The sequence below is a fragment of the Aquabacterium sp. genome, from assembly GCF_049317225.1.
Lineage (GTDB): Bacteria > Pseudomonadota > Gammaproteobacteria > Burkholderiales > Burkholderiaceae_C > Aquabacterium.
The window spans coordinates 46,708-63,384 of sequence record NZ_JBMOIR010000017.1 but is presented as its reverse complement, the minus strand read 5'-3'; the positions used below and the strand labels follow the sequence as shown (position 1 = coordinate 63,384).

The following is a 16,677-nucleotide window of genomic DNA, read 5'->3' as shown; positions in this document are numbered from 1 at the left end:
CAACCTGATCGCGCACAACGACAAGATCCGCACCTACCTGCGCGACATCGAGCCCATCATCGAGATGAAGCCCGACGGCATCATCATGGCCGACCCCGGCCTGATCATGATGGTGCGTGAAAAGTGGCCCGAGGTGCCCATCCACCTGTCCGTGCAGGCCAACACCACCAACTTCGCCACCGTGAAGTTCTGGCAGAAGCTGGGCGTGCAGCGCATCATCCTGTCGCGCGAACTCAGCCTGGACGAGATCGAGAAGATCCGTCAGGAATGCCCGGACATGGAGCTGGAAGTCTTCGTGCACGGTGCGCTGTGCATCGCCTACTCGGGCCGCTGCCTGCTGTCGGGCTACTTCAATCGCCGTGACCCCAACCAGGGCACCTGCACCAACGCCTGCCGCTGGGAGTACAACACCTACCAGGGCCAGCAGTCGGCGGACACGGGCGAGGTCATCCCCATCAAGCTGGAAGGCGACTTCAACTTCGCCAAAGAGCAGGAAGACGCCGAAAAGGCCTTCTCCTCTTGCGGCGACGGACAGCGTCACCCCGCCGCCGATCAGGTCTACCTGATCGAAGAAGCCGGTCGTCCCGGCGAGCTCATGCCCATCATGGAAGATGAGCACGGCACCTACATCATGAACTCCAAGGACCTGCGCGCCGTCGAGCACGTGGAGCGCCTGGTCAAGATCGGCATCGACTCCCTCAAGGTGGAAGGCCGCACCAAGTCGCTGTACTACGTCGCCCGCGTGGCCCAGGTGTACCGCCGCGCCATCGATGACGCGGTGGCCGGTCGGCCGTTCAACCGCGATCTGCTGCTGCAACTCGAGGGCATGGCCAACCGTGGCTACACCGGCGGCCTGCTGGAGCGTCGTCCGGCACAGGACTACCAGAACTACATCGCCGGGCACTCGCAGTTCCAGCGCAGCCAGTTCGTGGGCGAGGTCAAGTCCATCGAGGACGGTTGGGCCGAGGTCGAGGTCAAGAACCGCTTCCAGGTGGGCGACACCCTGGAAGTCATCTACCCGGGTGGCAACGAGCTGATGAAGCTCGACACCCTGCGCAGCCTCGACAACCAGCCCATCGAGGTGGCCCCAGGCAGTCCGCTGCACGTGCGTCTGCCGCTGGACGAGCGTTACCGCGGCGCCCTGCTGGCCCGCATGATTCAGACCGCCTGATCCGGCGAAAGGACCGGATGACGGCCAGTCCGTCCGGTCCGTCACGGTCCAAGGCTGGCTGAAAAACCCCGAACAGGCGACAATCGGGGTTTTCGTCTTTTTGCTGCATTCGATCCATGTCTTCGACTCCTTCGGTCCCGGCCGCCCCCGCTGATGATCAGGCTGCTGCTGTGGCAGCTGATGCCGCTGTGACCCCTGTGTCCGCCGAGACGGCGACCTCCACCGCCGAGGCGGGTTCGGATGCCCAAGCCTCTTACGCTGCCACGGCAGCCGAACTGGCCGAGCGTTTCCCCGCTTTGTTTGCCAAGGGCCAGGCCAAGCCGCTGAAGCTGCGCATCCAGGTGGACATCCACGAGCGCGCACCCGGCGTGTTCACCAAGCAGGCCCTTTCGGCCTTCTTCCGCCGCTACACCCACACCACCGCCTACCTCACGGCCGTGTCGCAAGCCACCGAGCGCTTTGACCTGGACGGTCAGCCTGCCGGCGAGCTGAGCGAAGAGCACCGCAACCTGGCCACCGAAGAGTTGGCGCGCCGCCGCGCCATCGTCAAGGCCCGTCGCGAAGAAGCCTTCCAGGCCCAACGCGATGCCCAGCGCGAAGCCCGCAAGCAAGAGCGCGTTGCCCACCAGCAAGACCGCGAAGCGCAGCAAGAACGCCGCGCCCGTGCGCAACTGCTGCGCGACTTCGACACGACCCGCCTGACCACGGCCAACTTCTGTGCCCTCAAGGGCATCGACCCGGCCCAGCTGGAGACCGTGCTGGCGCAAGCCCGCGAAGAAGCCAAGCAAGACGCGCTGCGTCCCCGTCCGGAAGGCCGTCGCGATCACCGCGATGCCCCTCGTGGCGAACGTCGTGGCGGCCCCCGTGCCGACGGCGCGCCACGCGAAGGCCGTGGCCCGCGCCGTGACGGTGGTCGTCCTGCGGGCACGGGCGCTCGCCCCCCACGCAAGCCTCAGGCTTGATCGGTTCGGCGATGGCTGCGGACCGCGATCTGACCGAGTTCAACGCGCCGCACCTGGCGCGCTTTGCGGACCTGCTGCGCCAGGCCCATGACCAGGGGCGGCTGAGCAAGCTGCTGCTGGTTGCGTACCAGGGTGGTGTGGCCGACCTGGATGCGGCAGGCCAGGTGTTGCAGCGTGTGATGGTGCGCCCGGTCATCCTGCGTGATGCCCCGCACCTCAGCTTTTTGTTGCGCTATCCCACCAAGGACATCACCAAGAACCTGCCGGTGGCCGAGGGCTTGGCACAAATCGGGGCCTGGCTGGCGGATGGAGCCTTCCGCAACGCGCACCTGCACACGCCCACCGACGAAGTGCAGCTGGCGTTCAGCAAAAAGGGCAAGGCCAGCGTGCGCGTCGGCAAGCCCTCGAACGTCGAGGCGCCGGGGGCCGAGGAGGCCACCGCTACCGCCCACAATCGCGACAAACACCGCTTTCTGGATGCCTCGCGTCCCTTCCTGCACGAACTGGGCGTGACCGATGCCAAGGGGCAGGTCTTGCCCACCATGTCGCGCAAGTGGAAGCAGATCAACAAGTTCATCGAGGTGTTCGCGGCCGCGCTGGCCCGTTCGCCACTGAGCCAGCCGCCACATGATCAGGAACCCATCCACGTGGTGGATTTCGGTTCGGGCAAGGGCTACCTGACCTTTGCCATCCACGACTGGTTGCGCCACACCCAACACCGCGATGCCCGCGTGACCGGGGTGGAGCTGCGCCAGGACCTGGTGCAGCTGTGCCAGAAGGTGATTGACACCTTGCATCTGGAGGGCATGGACTACGAGCAGGGCGACGTGCGGCACTACCATCCCGCAGCGCTCAATGTGATGATCGCGCTGCACGCGTGTGACGTGGCCACCGACTACGCCATCCACCTGGGGATCCGGGCCGGTGCCGAGATCATCATGTGTTCCCCGTGCTGTCACAAGCAGATCCGCCCGCAACTGCTCAGTCCGCACCCGCTGCGACCCATCTTGCAGCACGGTATCCACCTGGGGCAGGAAGCCGAGATGCTGACCGACGGCTTGCGCGCCCTCTTGCTGGACGCCGCGGGCTACGACACCCAGGTCTTCGAGTTCATCTCGCTGGAGCACACCAACAAGAACAAGATGATCCTGGCCGTCAAGCGCGCCCAGCCGACCCCGTCGGAAGAGGTGGTGCGCCAGATTCAGGACATCAAGGCGTTCTACGGGATCCAGGAGCAATGCCTGGAGCAGCTGCTCAAGGCCGACGGGCTCTTGCCAGCCTGATTGCCATGCCCAGCCTGCACCCCTTGACACCCGGCGAGCCCGCCGCGCAGCCTGAGCCGGTGCCCGCTCCGCTGCGTGGTACCCCGGCCGATCCGCAAAAGTTCAAGGTGCGCGTGGGCCCCAGCCCCATCGATGGCCAAGGGGCCTTTGCCGACGAAGCCATTCCGGCCCGTCGCAAGATCGGTGAGATGCGCGGCGAGTTTGTCGACATGCGTGAAGCCCGCCGGCGCGCGCGTGAGGCCGAGCGCAGCACGGGCCGCATCTTCATGGTGGCGATCTCGGACAAGCGCGCGGTGGATGCCACGCACGCCACGGACCCATTGCGGTTTGCCAACCACTCCTGCCAGCCCAACATGGTGCTGAAGGTGGAACAAGGGCGTGTGGCCTTCTACGCCTTGCGTGACATCGACGCAGGGGAAGAGTTGACCGCCCGTTACGGTGAAACCCACCACGCGGGCCGACTCACCTGTCGTTGCGGCGCGCCGGGTTGCCAGGGGCGCTTGTAAGCGGGCCCGGTCTATTCAGGCCCATGCATCCACGTGGGGCTGGTCCAGATCATCCAGGCCGCCCGGCATGGTGAGGCCTTGTTCATCGTAGGTGGTCACCACGGGCGCGGGCTCGGTGGGGGGCGATTCGGCCTCTGCCGGTGCCGCCTCATCATGCGGCGGGCGGTGAGGCGTGCCCCCTTGGTCCTTGCGCTCACGCGGGGGGCCTTCCTCCTGCGATCGCACCAGAGGGGATCGCAAGGGCGGTAGCGGCGGCAGTGGGGTCAGCGGATCCGTCAAGACAGGGCTCCATCGACAGGGCGAGATGCGCGCATGATGACCGCAGACGCGCGCTTTGCCAAGCGCGGCAGCGGTTTACTGGGGACAATGCAGGTAGGCGTCCAGCACATAGGCCCACATTTCTTGTGGGGTGTGGCTGTGATCCAGGGCGTCGTCTTCGTCGTCCTCACCCTGCAACCGATGCTCAATGGACTGCAGACCGTGTGCCACCATGTAGCTGGGGTAGTAGGTCGGCGGACCAACTTGGCGCATGCTGCGACATAACTCGGCCAGCTTGGGGCCGGACGTCATGGTTTTCAGGTGGGCGCGGAATTCGTCGGTGAAGCGCGGCGTCACGCTCATCTTCATGACGGTGATGGCCTGGTGCGCGGTCTCGTCCTTCACGCGCAAGGTGTCGTAGTAGCCGTACAGGCTGCCCAGCACGAACATCTTGGCTGCGGCGTCATAAAACGGCCGCTGACGGCCACACGCGTCGACCGTCAGGTACAACTGCACCGGGGTGTAGTTGCTTTGGAGGGGGGCGCCCGTCATGCAGGGCAAGGCCTTTGGCGGCGGTTCTGCGTGGACCCCGCTTGGCGCGCAAAGCGCCGTCAACAAGGCAAGCCACAGACGGGATGAGGGACGGACGGCTGACTGCATGGGGTCATCATGCTGGCAGGCCGGAAAAAGACAAAGCCTCCCGGCGGGAGGCTTTGATGTGGCTCAGACGCGCACCGCGCGCGGCGGTGCGTGTCAGGCTGTGTGCGATCAGCCCAGAGTGGACAGGTCAGCGGCCACAGCTTGCAGCATTTCTTCGGTGATCAGGCCACCGGAGAACTTGGCAACCATCGACAGAGCGAAGCCCTTGCCCATGGCCACTTGAGGGTGGGTGGAGATGCCGGGCATGTGCTTTTCCAGGATGGCCTTGGTCGCTTCGTTGTCCAGCAGGTCGCCGAGTTTGGAGTCGATCGAGAAGCTCATTGTGTGTCTCACAGAAATAAGGTTATGAAGGCGGCTCCCCGCGCACGTCTGCAGGCGACCTGCCAGGGGCACATCGCAAGCATAACCTGTCCTCTGCCTGCTTGACGTATAGGTAAGGATTTTCCTCATCCCTGGAATGTGGTGTCAGTGCACTTATCCCCATCTTGGGGCGAGTGTCCGACTGCCCTTGTCGTCTTGGTGCGACGATCTCTCTGGTCCAGTATTTGTGTCGTAAGTATTTGATTTCAAATGAAATTTATACGGCGCCCAAATTGGATGCAGCACGATGCACGGTTGAGCGCGTACCGTGAAGTCGAACGCTATGCCAGCGTTTCCCACAAAGTTATCCACAGGCTGTTGGTAACTTCGGGGGCATTCAAAATCAAGGACTTGGCGCAACTTGGTCGAGTACTACTTTGCACCCCTTCGGCAAGTTGGGATCGCCGTGCGACAGCTTTCAAGATGTGCAAAGTCTTGCAAGTGGATGACAGATGCAGTCAGATTCAGGGCAACTAGGGAAAACCCTCTGGCGCACCGTAACGGGGGGTAACTTATCCCCACATCCGGCGGAGCGAGGCCCGGAAATGGTGCTTGGGTGCACCAAACGGTGAAAATCCAGCAAATTCGTGCTAAGTCATTGATTTGTATGGGATAACAGTGCGTGCCGCTTTCTGCAGCAAAATGACATAAGTGCCGCTCTGACAAGCATTTAGCGCGCGTTTGCAAAGCTTTCCCACAAAGTTATCCACAGCTTGCGTGGATAAGCAATGTGGCCTTTTTAAATCAAGCACTTGCTGGCGCCCCTTCATGTGCCTGTCAGAATCCGGGGGACAAGTACCCGCAGATGTCCGATTCTTTTTCTTCTCCCTATCCTCATCGCATCGGTGTGGTGGTCGAGGCGCCGCAGCACAGTGGGCTGTGGGGGGCCTTGGACTACCTGAGCGATCAGCCCTTGCCGCCCGGCACGCTGGTGCGTGTGCCGCTGGGTCGGCGCATCGTGACCGGGGTGGTGTGGCTCGGGCACGATGAGGTGGCCTCGGAGCCCGACTGGCCGCTGGATCAGTTGAAGCCGGTGGCCGAGGTGCTGACGGGCTTACCCCCGCTGCCGGCGCATTGGCGGCAGGTGGTGAAGTTTGCGGCGGCCTATTACCAGCGCAGTGTGGGTGAGATGGCCCTGATGGTGTTGCCGCCGGAGTTGCGCCAACTTGATGCCACCCAATGGGCTCGGCGCATCAAGCGGCTCGACCAATGGGTGAACCCCGTGCCGGCCAAACCCAAACGGCGCAAGACGGCGGCGGTGGCCGAGGCGGTTGTGCCACCGTCTGCAGCCTTGCCGGAGGCGCCCCCGCTGCCGGCCCTCACGACACAGCAAGGCGATGCGCTCGGTGCCTTGGCCGATGGCGGTGCGCAAGCCTATTTGCTGTGGGGCAGCACCGGCAGTGGCAAGACCGAGGTGTACCTGCGGCAGGCCCAGCGTGCGCTCGACGCAGGCCTGCAGGTGCTGATGATGGTGCCCGAGATCAACCTCACGCCGCAACTCGAAGCCCGTGTCGTCGAGCGCTTTGCCGGTCGCCGCATCGTCTCGCTGCACAGTGGCCTGACGCCGGCCCAGCGCTTGCGCAACTGGTTGCTGGCGCACACCGGCCATGCCGATCTGATCCTGGGCACCCGCTTGTCGGTGTTCACGCCCCTGCCCCGTCTGGGCCTGATCGTGGTCGACGAAGAGCACGACCCCAGCTACAAGCAGCAAGACGGCGCGCGCTACTCCGCCCGTGATCTGGCGGTGTTCCGTGCGCGGTTGGAGCAGGTTCCGGTGATCCTGGGGTCGGCCACGCCGTCGCTCGAAAGCTGGTTCAACGCCACGCCGGCGGCCGAGGGTGGTGCGGGCCGCTATGTGAGACTGGCCATGCCGGCCCGCATCGGCGACGGCAGCATGCCGCGTGTGCGCCTGCTGGACCTGTCGCGTGCGCCCAAGCCCCCCCGGGGGCAAGAGCCTCCACCCCTGGACAAGGCCTTGCTGGAGGCCATCCAGCAGCGCATTGAGCGCGGTGAGCAAAGCCTCATCCTGCTCAACCGCCGGGGCTATGCACCGGTGCTGCATTGCAGTGACTGCGGCTGGAAAAGCGGTTGCCCGCATTGCAGTGCGTGGCGGGTGTTCCACAAGGTGGACCGCACCTTGCGTTGCCATCATTGCGGCTTCACCGAACGGGTGCCACGCGCGTGTCCCGACTGCGGCAACCAGGACATCGCGCCGGTGGGGCGCGGCACCGAGCGGCTGGAAGAGCAACTGGCCGAGATCCTGCCCGGTGCCCGCATTGGCCGCATCGATGCCGATGTGACCAAGCACAAGGGCGCGCTAGAAGAACGCCTGGCCGACGTACATGCCGGCGAGGTGGATGTGCTGGTGGGCACGCAGATGGTGGCCAAGGGGCACGACTTCCGCCGCATCACCTTGGTGGCGGCCATCAACCCGGATGCGGCCTTGTTTGCCAGTGACTTCCGGGCGGCCGAGCGACAGTTTGCGCTGCTGATGCAGGCCGCGGGCCGTGCGGGCCGTGATGCCGAGGTGGCGGCACACAGCGAAATGTGGATCCAGACCTGGCACCCCACGCACCCGCTGTACCAGACCTTGTTGCGCTACGACTATGCCGACTTTGCCGCGCAGCAGTTGAAAGAGCGCGCCATGGCGGGCATGCCGCCTTACGCCAGCCTGGCCATGCTGCGCGCCGAGGGCAAGACGCAGGAAGCGGCACAAGGCTTCCTCGAAGCGGCCGCCCAAACCATGCAGGAGCGTGCGCTGGCCTGCGGAGTGACCTTGTACCCGGCTGTGCCCACGCCCATCCAGCGGGTGGCCAATGTGGAGCGGGCGCAGTTGATGATCGAGTCGGCCCAACGCGCGCCGTTGCAGCGCTTCTTGTCGGAAGCGCAAGCGATCTGGTTCGAACTGGCACAAAAAAACCGCCGCAGCGGTTTGATCCGCTGGGCGGTGGATGTGGATCCGCTGTCCATCTGACAGCGGCGCCAGCGCGTGGGATCAGCCGATCAGCGCGTCCAGGCCTTCACACAGCTCCTTCAGGGGCGGCATGTCCTGCAGGATCAGTTCGGGCTTGATGTTCAGGCGGGCGCACACATCGGCGGGGATGGTGGCGGCCCGCTCTTCAGCGCTCAGCTCGTTGTGCTCGGCACGGGCGCGCCAGGTGGCCAGGTGGATGACCGCGGCTGCGGCATCAAAAGGCTGATTGGCCAAGGGCAGCGGGAAGTGGGCAATCGTGTTCACGAAGTCCACCGGGAAGCGCCATTGGCGAGCCAGCTCGGCACCCACGGTGGCGTAGTTGTAGCCAAAGGTGGCGGCTTCCACGCTCAGGCGGCGCGGGTCCATGGCGGACAGTTGCTTGTCCATGGCCAGCATCTGTTCGGGCATGCCGGCGTGCATCACCAACTCGCCAATGCCGTGCATCAGGCCCACGGTGAAGGCCTGGTCGGCATTGACGCCGGTTTTGCGGGCCAGCCAGCCGGCCACGGCCGCCGTGTGCATGCTGTAGCGCCAGAAGCGGTTCAGATCCATGCCGGGCATGGACTTGTAGCCTCCGGTCAGGCCCGAACTGATGACCAGCGTGCGCACGGTCACAAAGCCCAGCATCGAGATGGCATCGTTGACGGTGCCCACGGTGCGCGACACATGGTAATAAGCCGAGTTGGCCAGACGCAGCAAGCGTGCGGACAGCACGGGATCGGCGGCCAGTTTCTTGGCAATGTCATCGATCGACACATCCTGGTCGTTGAAGCTGTCAATCAGCTCGTGCACGATCTTGGGGATGGCGGGAAGGGCCTGGGGTTGTTTGAACAGGGCGTCGAGCTGCATAAAGCCAGCCTCCATCTGGATTGAACCGGTTGGTCTGCGTACCTGCTCACCAGAGGAAAACATTTTCCACTTTGTGGCAGATTGTTGATCTATCGGCCCGCTTGGGCATGGACTTGAGCATCTCTCACGCAATATTTTTCGTCCAATGGAAAAGAGGGGGCAATTCCCCTGTTTCCATGTCAAATAAGGAGTGCTTCTGATGCAGATCATCCCTAATGCCACGCCCACCCTGCGTCGCGTGGTGCTGTGGGGGCTGCTGGCGGGTTTGAGTGGCGCAGCCTGGGCCGAGGGGCGAGATGCCCGGCTCCCGCTTCGTAACCTGCTGGTGGAGTGGCGCGTGCAGGGGCAAGGCCAGACGCGCCAGACACAGGGCGGCATCCAGACCGGTCGCATCGTGGTGGACAGTCGCCGCGGTGTGGTCACCGAAGTGTCGGGCAACTGGTCCACCGTGCAGACCGACGGGCAGACCCAGTCGGTCCAGCAACTGCAGGTGCTCAACGGGGGTCGCGCACGCCTGTTCGTGGGCGAAAGCAAACCCTATCTGAACTGGCAATGGTCCATGGTGCCGCCCTCGCAAGGCGGCACCTTGCAGGCACCGGGTGGCGTGCAGGTGTGGGCGCAGACAGTGTGGCTGGATGTGGGCCGCGGGATCACCGTGCGCCCGAGCTGGCCGGGCGGGCGCGCCCCCGTGACGGTCGAGCTGGAAGCCCAGGTCAGCCAGCAACAGCCCTATGAGCCCGATGGCCAGGTGCGCCGCAACGAGGTCCTGAGCACGGTGGCCATCCCTCTGGGAGAATGGGCTGTGGTGGCGCGCAGTGGGGTGCGCCAGCAGCAGCGCAGTGCGGGGAGCTTGTCGACCCGCGATCTGGATGACAACCAGTCTGAGCAGCTGGAGATTCGCATCACGGCGCCCTGAGCGGCGTGCGGGTGCGCGTTTGAACGAATGGATGCCTCGCGATGGCGGACGACCAACCTGACCTGCCTTTTTCCAAGCTGACACGGGCCCTGATGGCCAATGTGCGTCGGGCGGGCTTTCCGCCGCTGTACCAGCAAACGGTGGCGCAGGCCCGTCAGGCTTACGCGGCGGGTGTCGGGGCCATGGGGCTGCCGCCGGTGGCGCTGCCGCGGGTGGAGTCCTTCACCATTCCCGGGCCGGCGGGAGACATCCCTGCTCGGCTGTGGGCCAACTCGCACGACCATGACCTGCCGGTGCTGCTGTATCTGCATGGCGGCGGCTTTGTGGTCGGCGGCATCCACACCTGTGATGCGATGTGCCGTCAGGTGGCACGCCTCAGTGGCGCGGCGGTGCTCGCCATTGATTACCGGCTGGCCCCCGAACACCAATTCCCTGCGGGTCTGGAAGACTGCGTGGCCACGCTGCGCTGGCTGGTGGAGCAAGGACACACCCGTCATCTGGATGCCAGCCGTCTGGCCGTGGGCGGTGACAGCGCCGGCGGCACGCTGGCAGCCACGCTGGCGCTGATGGCCCGCGATGCCCACATTCCATTGAAGCTGCAGGCCTTGTTCTACCCGTCGGTGCAGGTGGGCGTGGCCACGGACTCGTTCAAGACGTACGCCAGCCACACCCTGCTCAGTGCCGAGCTGATGAAGTGGTTCGAGGCGCACGCTCATGGCGGAACCGCCGCCGAGCGCTGGCACCGCGAGCCCTTGTTGGCCCCCGACCATCGCGGGGTGGCCCCTGCCTGGATCGGGCTGGCCCAGTGCGATCCGCTCACCGACGATGGCTATCAGTACGCCGACAAACTGCGCGCAGCAGGTGTGCCGGTGACGGTGCAGGTCTGGCCGGGCGTCATCCACGATTTCATCAACATGGGCCGCCTGCTGCCCGAAGCCACGCAGGCCTACGAGGCCCTGGCGTCAGCCTTGAGAGAGGCTTTCGGACGCTGACGTCTCTTTCCACTTCTCTTTGATGGCCAGGATCTCGGGCAAGACGGTCAGGAACTGGTCCACCAGCGTGGGGTCAAAGTGTTTGCCTCGGTCACGGCGCAATTGCGCCAGGGCATCGTCGACGGACCAGGCCTGTTTGTAAGGGCGGGCCGTGGTCAGCGCATCGAACACATCGGCAATGGCAACGATGCGTGCGCAAGCCGGAATGGCCTCGCCCTGCAAGCCAAAGGGATAGCCGCTGCCGTCCCACTTCTCGTGGTGGTGCAGCGCAATTTCGCGCGCGAGCTTGAGCAGGCTGGAGGGATGCTCCCCGATGATGTCGGCACCGATTTGCGGGTGGGTGCGCATGACGGCCCATTCTTCTGCGCTCAGGGGGCCGGGCTTCAGCAGGATCTGGTCAGGAATGCCGATCTTGCCGATGTCGTGCATGGGCGCTGCGGTCAGCAGTTCCTCGGCAGCATCGGCCGTCCATCCGGCGGCGCGCGCCAAGGTCTGCGCGTAATGGCTCATGCGGATGACATGCAAGCCGGTTTCGTTGTCCTTGTACTCGGCGGCGCGCCCCAGTCGCTCGATGATTTCCATGCGGGACTGCAGCAACTCTTCCATGCGCACCAGCGAGAGGTGGTTGCGTACCCGTGCCTGGACGATGGCCGGGCTGACCGGTTTGATGAGGTAGTCCACGGCGCCCAACTCAAAGCCCAGCGCTTCGTTGTCAGTCTCGGACAGGGCAGTCACGAAGATGACGGGGATCTGGCGGGTACTGGGGTCGGCCTTGAGGGCCTGACAGGTTTCGTGGCCGGTGAGGCCGGGCATCATCACATCCAGCAAGATGAGGTTGGGCTGCTCCTGTCGCGCCAGCTCCAGCGCCTTGTGACCGTCTCGCGCAAACAGCAGCCGGTAGTCCGATTGCAGGATCTGCCGCAAGACCTGGAGGTTGGTTGGCTCGTCGTCAACGATCAAGAGCGTGGCGCGCTTCGCGGGATCGGTCTCAGACATCGTGCGGTCCTTTCACCTGCAGGGTATCTTGCAGCGACACCAGGGCCTGTGCCGCGGCGTCGAAGTCAAAGGCATCGTTGGCCTGAACCAAGGTGTTCAGCAAGGTGCCCGGAACGTGGGGCTGAATGGCGTGGCAGAACTGTGTGAAGAGTGGCTCCAGGCATTCTCCGCGGCCAAAGCCCTGTCGCAGTTGTTCGGCTTGGGTCACCCAGGCCTGGCGTTGTGTCTGCGACGGGCCGGGGGAAGCCGTCTGTGTGGTGGCCGTGCCAGGGGGCAAGGGTGAGGTCACGGCAGCCAAGGCCGTCAAGGTGGCTTCGATGGCCTCACGCAGGGCGGCCCAGGCTTGCGTGCGCAGGGCTGAGGGCGTGTCGGGCGTGAAGTGCTCCAGTACCGCGGCATGCTGGCTCAGACCGACCAGACCCAGGTTGCTGGCGGCCCCTTTGAGCCGGTGCGCTTGCGCGATCAACGCGTCGAGCGAGGTGGGGGCCTCGACCTGTTCTGGCGCCTGGAGCCAGGCCTGCTGTTGCTGACTGAATTGTTGCAAAGCCCGGTGATAGGCCTGTGCATCGCCCCAGCGGGCCAAGCCCTGCGGCATGTCGAGCCAGATGGCGGTCACGGGGGGTGCCGCTGCACCTGCGTGCGCATTGGATGTGATCGTGTGGCCGGCCATGCCGGTGACTCGGCTGATCTCATGCATCAGTGCGACCATGTCGAGCGGCTTGTGCGCAAAGCCATCCATGCCCGCTTCCAGGGCGGCGGCCCGGTCTGACTCCTGCACACTGGCAGACAGGGCAATGACGGGCGTGTGCGGGCGCCCCTGTTCATGCTCCAGGCGACGGATGGCGCGACACGCGCTCAGCCCGTCCATCACCGGCATCTGAACATCCATCAGCACCACGTCGATGGGGCCTTCTGCATAGCGTTCCAGCGCCTCCTGACCATCGTGGGCCACCACCAGGTGATGCCCTTGGCGCCCCAGGACCACGCACAACAGTTCGGTGTTTTGCGGCACGTCATCGACAACCAGCATCCGCATGGGGGGTAGCGTCAGCGCGACGGATTCGGGGCGCGCCGATGTGTTGACGGGGGCATCACAGGCGGGCAGTGGCACGGCCACATGGAAGGTGCTGCCCTGGCCCAGACGGCTTTCCACCCAGATGCGCCCCCCCATCAACTCGGTCAGCTGTTTGGCAATCGTGGTGCCCAGCCCCGTTCCGCCGAAGCGGCGACTCATGGAAGCATCGGCTTGGGTGAAGGCCTCGAAAATGGTGGTCAGGCGCTCGGGCGCAATGCCAATGCCGGTGTCTCGCACGGCAAACTGCATCCAGTCACCGTGTCGTGCACAACTCAGGCTGACCTCACCGTGCTCGGTGAACTTGATGGCATTGCCCACCAGATTCAGCAACACCTGACGCAGCCGATGCGGATCCCCCCGCACGACGCCGGCCGAGGGCGGGCAATCGCTGCGCAACACCAGCTTTTTGCGTCCAGCCTGAATCGATTGCTCGGAGCACAATTGCTGAATCAGATCCGGCAAGGAAAAGACCAGGCTTTCCAGCTCGACCGCACCACGGTCCAGCTTTGACGTGTCCAGGATGTCATTGAGCAGGTACAGCAGACTGCGTGCCGATTTGTGCACGGTTTCCAGGTGCCGTCGCTGCTCTGCCTCGAGCGGGCCGCTGAGCACCACCTCGGTGAACCCGATGATGGCGTTCATGGGGGTGCGGATCTCATGACTCATGTTGGCCAGGAAGGTGCTGCGCGCCACGGCGGCGGCTTCGGCACGGTTCTTGGCCTCCACCAATTCGTTTTCCATCTCCCGGCGCTCGGTGATGTCCAGCAAAACGCCGTCGATCCACATCACGCTCTGGTCACTGGCGCGCACGATGCTGCCGTTGCCCCACATCCACCGCAAGTCACCCTGGCGCGTGCGCAACTGGAACTCGAGCACGAACTGCTGGTCGGTGTCGGTCGCATGTTTGACGATGTCGGCAATGCGCCGCACATCGTCTGCCGACACCAGATCGGCGAAGCGCACCTCTGGCGTGGCGCCCATGAAGGACGAAGCTGGCCAGCCGGTGATGCGCTCCGTGGCGCTGCTGATGTAGACCATGGGCCATCCCGGTTCGACACGACAGCGGTAGGAGATGCCCGGGATGTTGCCGATGAGGGAGCGGAATTGCGCCTCACTGTCGCGCAGCGCCTCCTCCATGCGCTTGCGCTCGCTGATGTCGGTCAGGAAGGCAACGTACAGGCGCTCCTTGAGGGACTTCATGCGCCCCATCACCAGCCGCAGCGGGATGCGTCGGCCATCGGTGTGGATGCAGTGGGTCTCCACCTCCTGCCCCATGGTGCGCTCGATCTCCCCCAGAAACTGCGGGAACGAGGTCTCGGCCATCTGCTTGTACGGCTCGATCATCACTGTGGTGATGCTATGCCCCAGCATGTCTTCTGCCGTGCGGCCAAAAATGCGCTCGGCGCTGGGGTTGAACTTGTGGATGATGCCCTGATGGTCAAACACCACGATGCCATCGGTGGCCGTTTCGGTGATGGCGCGCAAGCGGGCCTGCTTGGACGCCATTTGGGCCAGCAACTGGCGGTAGCGTGTCAGACCGGCAATGGCCGCACTCATCACGGTGAACACCACCATGGCCAGTGCAATCGACAAGGCCATCGGCAACTGCGAGGTCGAGCTGAGCTCCACGTCGGACGTGGGGGTGCCGATGAAGCGGGCAGCCGCCATCCCTGTGTAATGCATGCCGGAGACAGCCAGGCCCATGACGATCCCGGCGACGCCTGTCAGCCCCAGGGGACTGGCGTTCGGAAACCGCGCCGCCAAGCCAAACTTCACCCACAGGGCCACGATGGCGAGGCTCACCGCCACCACAATCGACAGGGCAAACATCCACGGGTCATAGCGCAGCATGGGGGCCAGGCGCATCGCCGCCATGCCGGTGTAATGCATGGCCCCGATGCCCGCACCCACCAACACCCCGGCGACCGTCAACTGGCGGCCATCGATGTGCTCATGGGTCAACAGGTTCAGGGCGATCCAGGATGCACCCACGCTGGGCAGCATCGACAGCACCGTGATCAGCGGGTCATAGCTGACGGTGGTGCACAGCCGAAAGGCCAGCATCCCGATGAAATGCATGGCCCACACGCCGCCACCCAGCGACACGCTGCCCACCAACAGGGTGAGCATGCGCTGGCGGAACCCGGTTTGGGTGCGCGCATGCTGAGCGGCCTGCAAGCCCATGGTCGAGGCAAAAATGGCCAAACCCACGGAGAGCACGACCAGCCAGGGGTCATGGTCTCCGTACATCAGCAAGTGCGGATCAAAGCCCGGGCGATCGAGCCAGAAAAACGTGTCCATGGGGTCAGCAAGATGCCAGATGCTTGCAATATGCAGCATCTGCATCGACAGTGACCCTGGCATGAGCAGGGCAACCCGGTCCTAGTTCACGGACCAGGTCAGACATGTCAGGGTTGTGAGGTGCTGGGCCAGAGCACCCACATCGCCAGACCCTGCTTGGTACGCCCCGCCATGGCCAGGGCATCGTCGCCCCAGCCCCAGAAGAAGTCGGCGCGCACGGCGCCCAGGATGGCGCCGCCCGTGTCTTGCGCCATGACCAACCGTTGCAAGGGTTGGCTGGGGGGCGGTGTGGCCGACCAGGCTTGAGGTTTGGTGCTGTCCACCCAGACCGGGGTGCCCAACGGGACGCTGTCGCGATCGACGGCAATGGAGCGCCCCGGCGTCAGCGCCACACCTTGAGCGCCTTGCGGACCCAGCTCTGGATCAGGCAAGGCCTCTTCCTTGAAGAAGACCACGCGTGGGTTGGCTCGCATCATGTCGGGCACCCGGTCCGGATTGGCCTGTGCCCATGTGCGGATGGTTTGCCAGGAGGCTTGCTCCAGCGGGAAGGCGCCCTGGTCCACCAGCCAGCGTGCCACCGACATGTAGGGTTGATCGTTGTGGCCGCCAAAGGCCAGTCGGACCACGCGCGGAGCGCCTTGCGGGGTGGTTTCGTCTTGCAGCTTGATGCGGCCCGAGCCTTGCACCTGTATCAGCAACACATCGAGTGGATCAGCCAGGTAGATCAACTCGCGACCCTTGAGTGCGGCCTGCCCTTCGGGCGAGGTTTCCAACTCGCTGCGGCTGAAGAAAGGTTTGCGCTGTCCCAGCCCTTGTGGGGTGCGATGCAGGGGGTATTTGAAGCGGTCATCCGGGCGTCGGCGACCTTCCAGCAAGGGTTCGAAGTACCCCGTCAGCAAGCCAGATGGGCGACCATCGGCCGATACCACCCGCCAAGGCTGCAGGCGGCTTTGCACCCATTGGCGCACAAAGCCATCATCTACCTGTTGCCCCCATTGGGCGCCCAGCTTGCGTACATCGGTACAGATCTGTTGCCAGCCGGCGGCTGGCTTCTGGCAGCTGCGCCACAAGGCCGGCCACCATTCCTGCAGCCGGTCGGCTTCCCAACCCGGCAGATCTTCCCAGCGCGCAGGCAGCCATTGCGCCTTGCCGCGTTGCCACGCCTGGCTCAAATCGAGCGGCGGCTTGGCAGCATCGAGGGTGGGTGGGAGTCGCGAGTTGTCCTGAATGGGCGCAGCAGGCCGATCCAGGCGTGGCGAGGTACCGCATGCGACCAAGCATGCCGCGGCGATCACACTGGCAGCCCCCTGCAGGGCGCGAGAAAACAAACGGAACGACAAAACACTCATGAAAGCCATTGTGCGGGATGTGCCG

The 16,677-nt window shown here is 64.6% G+C and carries 14 protein-coding genes; 7 read left to right on the top strand and 7 right to left on the bottom strand.

Annotated features, from left to right (window positions below):
- From yegQ to ACOYNB_RS11215, 4 genes are all read left to right on the top strand, one after another.
- Positions 1-1,171: tRNA 5-hydroxyuridine modification protein YegQ (yegQ, locus tag ACOYNB_RS11230; protein WP_422839158.1), on the top strand; the 1,171-nt coding region annotated here is incomplete at its 5' end.
- Between the two features lie 116 nt (positions 1,172-1,287).
- Complete coding sequence (locus ACOYNB_RS11225) at positions 1,288-2,133, top strand: ProQ/FINO family protein (RefSeq protein ID WP_422839157.1); 846 nt, start codon at positions 1,288-1,290, stop codon at positions 2,131-2,133.
- Between the two features lie 11 nt (positions 2,134-2,144).
- Positions 2,145-3,416: a class I SAM-dependent methyltransferase gene (locus tag ACOYNB_RS11220; protein WP_422839156.1), complete on the top strand. Its 1,272-nt coding sequence runs from the start codon at positions 2,145-2,147 to the stop codon at positions 3,414-3,416.
- A gap of 5 nt (positions 3,417-3,421) precedes the next feature.
- Positions 3,422-3,922, top strand: a complete 501-nt coding sequence (locus ACOYNB_RS11215) for an SET domain-containing protein (RefSeq protein ID WP_422839155.1) — start codon at positions 3,422-3,424, stop codon at positions 3,920-3,922.
- Positions 3,923-3,937: 15 nt separating this feature from the next.
- On the opposite strand, the gene ACOYNB_RS11210 is transcribed toward ACOYNB_RS11215, so the two are convergent.
- The 3 genes from ACOYNB_RS11210 to ACOYNB_RS11200 all read right to left on the bottom strand — a co-directional run bounded on the left by ACOYNB_RS11210 (position 3,938) and on the right by ACOYNB_RS11200 (position 5,161).
- Positions 3,938-4,201 carry a hypothetical protein gene (locus ACOYNB_RS11210; protein WP_422839154.1) on the bottom strand — a complete coding sequence of 88 codons (264 nt, stop codon included), beginning with the start codon at positions 4,199-4,201 and terminating at the stop codon, positions 3,938-3,940.
- Between the two features lie 75 nt (positions 4,202-4,276).
- Positions 4,277-4,732 (bottom strand): hypothetical protein, encoded by a 456-nt coding sequence (locus ACOYNB_RS11205; RefSeq protein WP_422839153.1) that lies wholly within the window; start codon positions 4,730-4,732, stop codon positions 4,277-4,279.
- Positions 4,733-4,948: 216 nt separating this feature from the next.
- Complete coding sequence (locus ACOYNB_RS11200; protein WP_422839152.1) at positions 4,949-5,161, bottom strand: hypothetical protein; 213 nt, start codon at positions 5,159-5,161, stop codon at positions 4,949-4,951.
- Positions 5,162-6,005: 844 nt separating this feature from the next.
- On the opposite strand from ACOYNB_RS11200, the gene priA reads away from it, so the two are divergent.
- Positions 6,006-8,174, top strand: a complete 2,169-nt coding sequence (gene priA, locus ACOYNB_RS11195) for a replication restart helicase PriA (RefSeq protein WP_422839151.1) — start codon at positions 6,006-6,008, stop codon at positions 8,172-8,174.
- Between the two features lie 21 nt (positions 8,175-8,195).
- Here the strand turns inward: priA and ACOYNB_RS11190 are convergent, their stop codons facing one another.
- Complete coding sequence (locus ACOYNB_RS11190) at positions 8,196-9,023, bottom strand: HDOD domain-containing protein (protein WP_422839150.1); 828 nt, start codon at positions 9,021-9,023, stop codon at positions 8,196-8,198.
- A 199-nt stretch (positions 9,024-9,222) separates the two neighbouring features.
- On the opposite strand from ACOYNB_RS11190, the gene ACOYNB_RS11185 reads away from it, so the two are divergent.
- Positions 9,223-9,939, top strand: a complete 717-nt coding sequence (locus ACOYNB_RS11185) for a hypothetical protein (protein WP_422839149.1) — start codon at positions 9,223-9,225, stop codon at positions 9,937-9,939.
- Between the two features lie 41 nt (positions 9,940-9,980).
- On the top strand, positions 9,981-10,931 hold the full coding sequence (locus tag ACOYNB_RS11180; protein ID WP_422839148.1) for an alpha/beta hydrolase: 951 nt from the start codon (positions 9,981-9,983) through the stop codon (positions 10,929-10,931).
- On the opposite strand, the gene ACOYNB_RS11175 is transcribed toward ACOYNB_RS11180, so the two are convergent.
- The 3 genes from ACOYNB_RS11175 to ACOYNB_RS11165 all read right to left on the bottom strand — a co-directional run bounded on the left by ACOYNB_RS11175 (position 10,902) and on the right by ACOYNB_RS11165 (position 16,652).
- Positions 10,902-11,927: an HD domain-containing phosphohydrolase gene (locus ACOYNB_RS11175; RefSeq protein ID WP_422839147.1), complete on the bottom strand. Its 1,026-nt coding sequence runs from the start codon at positions 11,925-11,927 to the stop codon at positions 10,902-10,904. The genes ACOYNB_RS11180 and ACOYNB_RS11175 overlap by 30 nt on opposite strands.
- The gene (locus tag ACOYNB_RS11170) at positions 11,920-15,303 is read right to left on the bottom strand and encodes an MHYT domain-containing protein (protein ID WP_422839146.1); all 3,384 of its coding nucleotides are present in this window, start codon (positions 15,301-15,303) and stop codon (positions 11,920-11,922) included. Before ACOYNB_RS11170 ends, ACOYNB_RS11175 begins: the two co-directional genes overlap by 8 nt.
- Positions 15,304-15,410: 107 nt before the next feature.
- Complete coding sequence (locus ACOYNB_RS11165; protein ID WP_422839145.1) at positions 15,411-16,652, bottom strand: murein transglycosylase A; 1,242 nt, start codon at positions 16,650-16,652, stop codon at positions 15,411-15,413.
- Positions 16,653-16,677 lie beyond the last annotated feature (25 nt).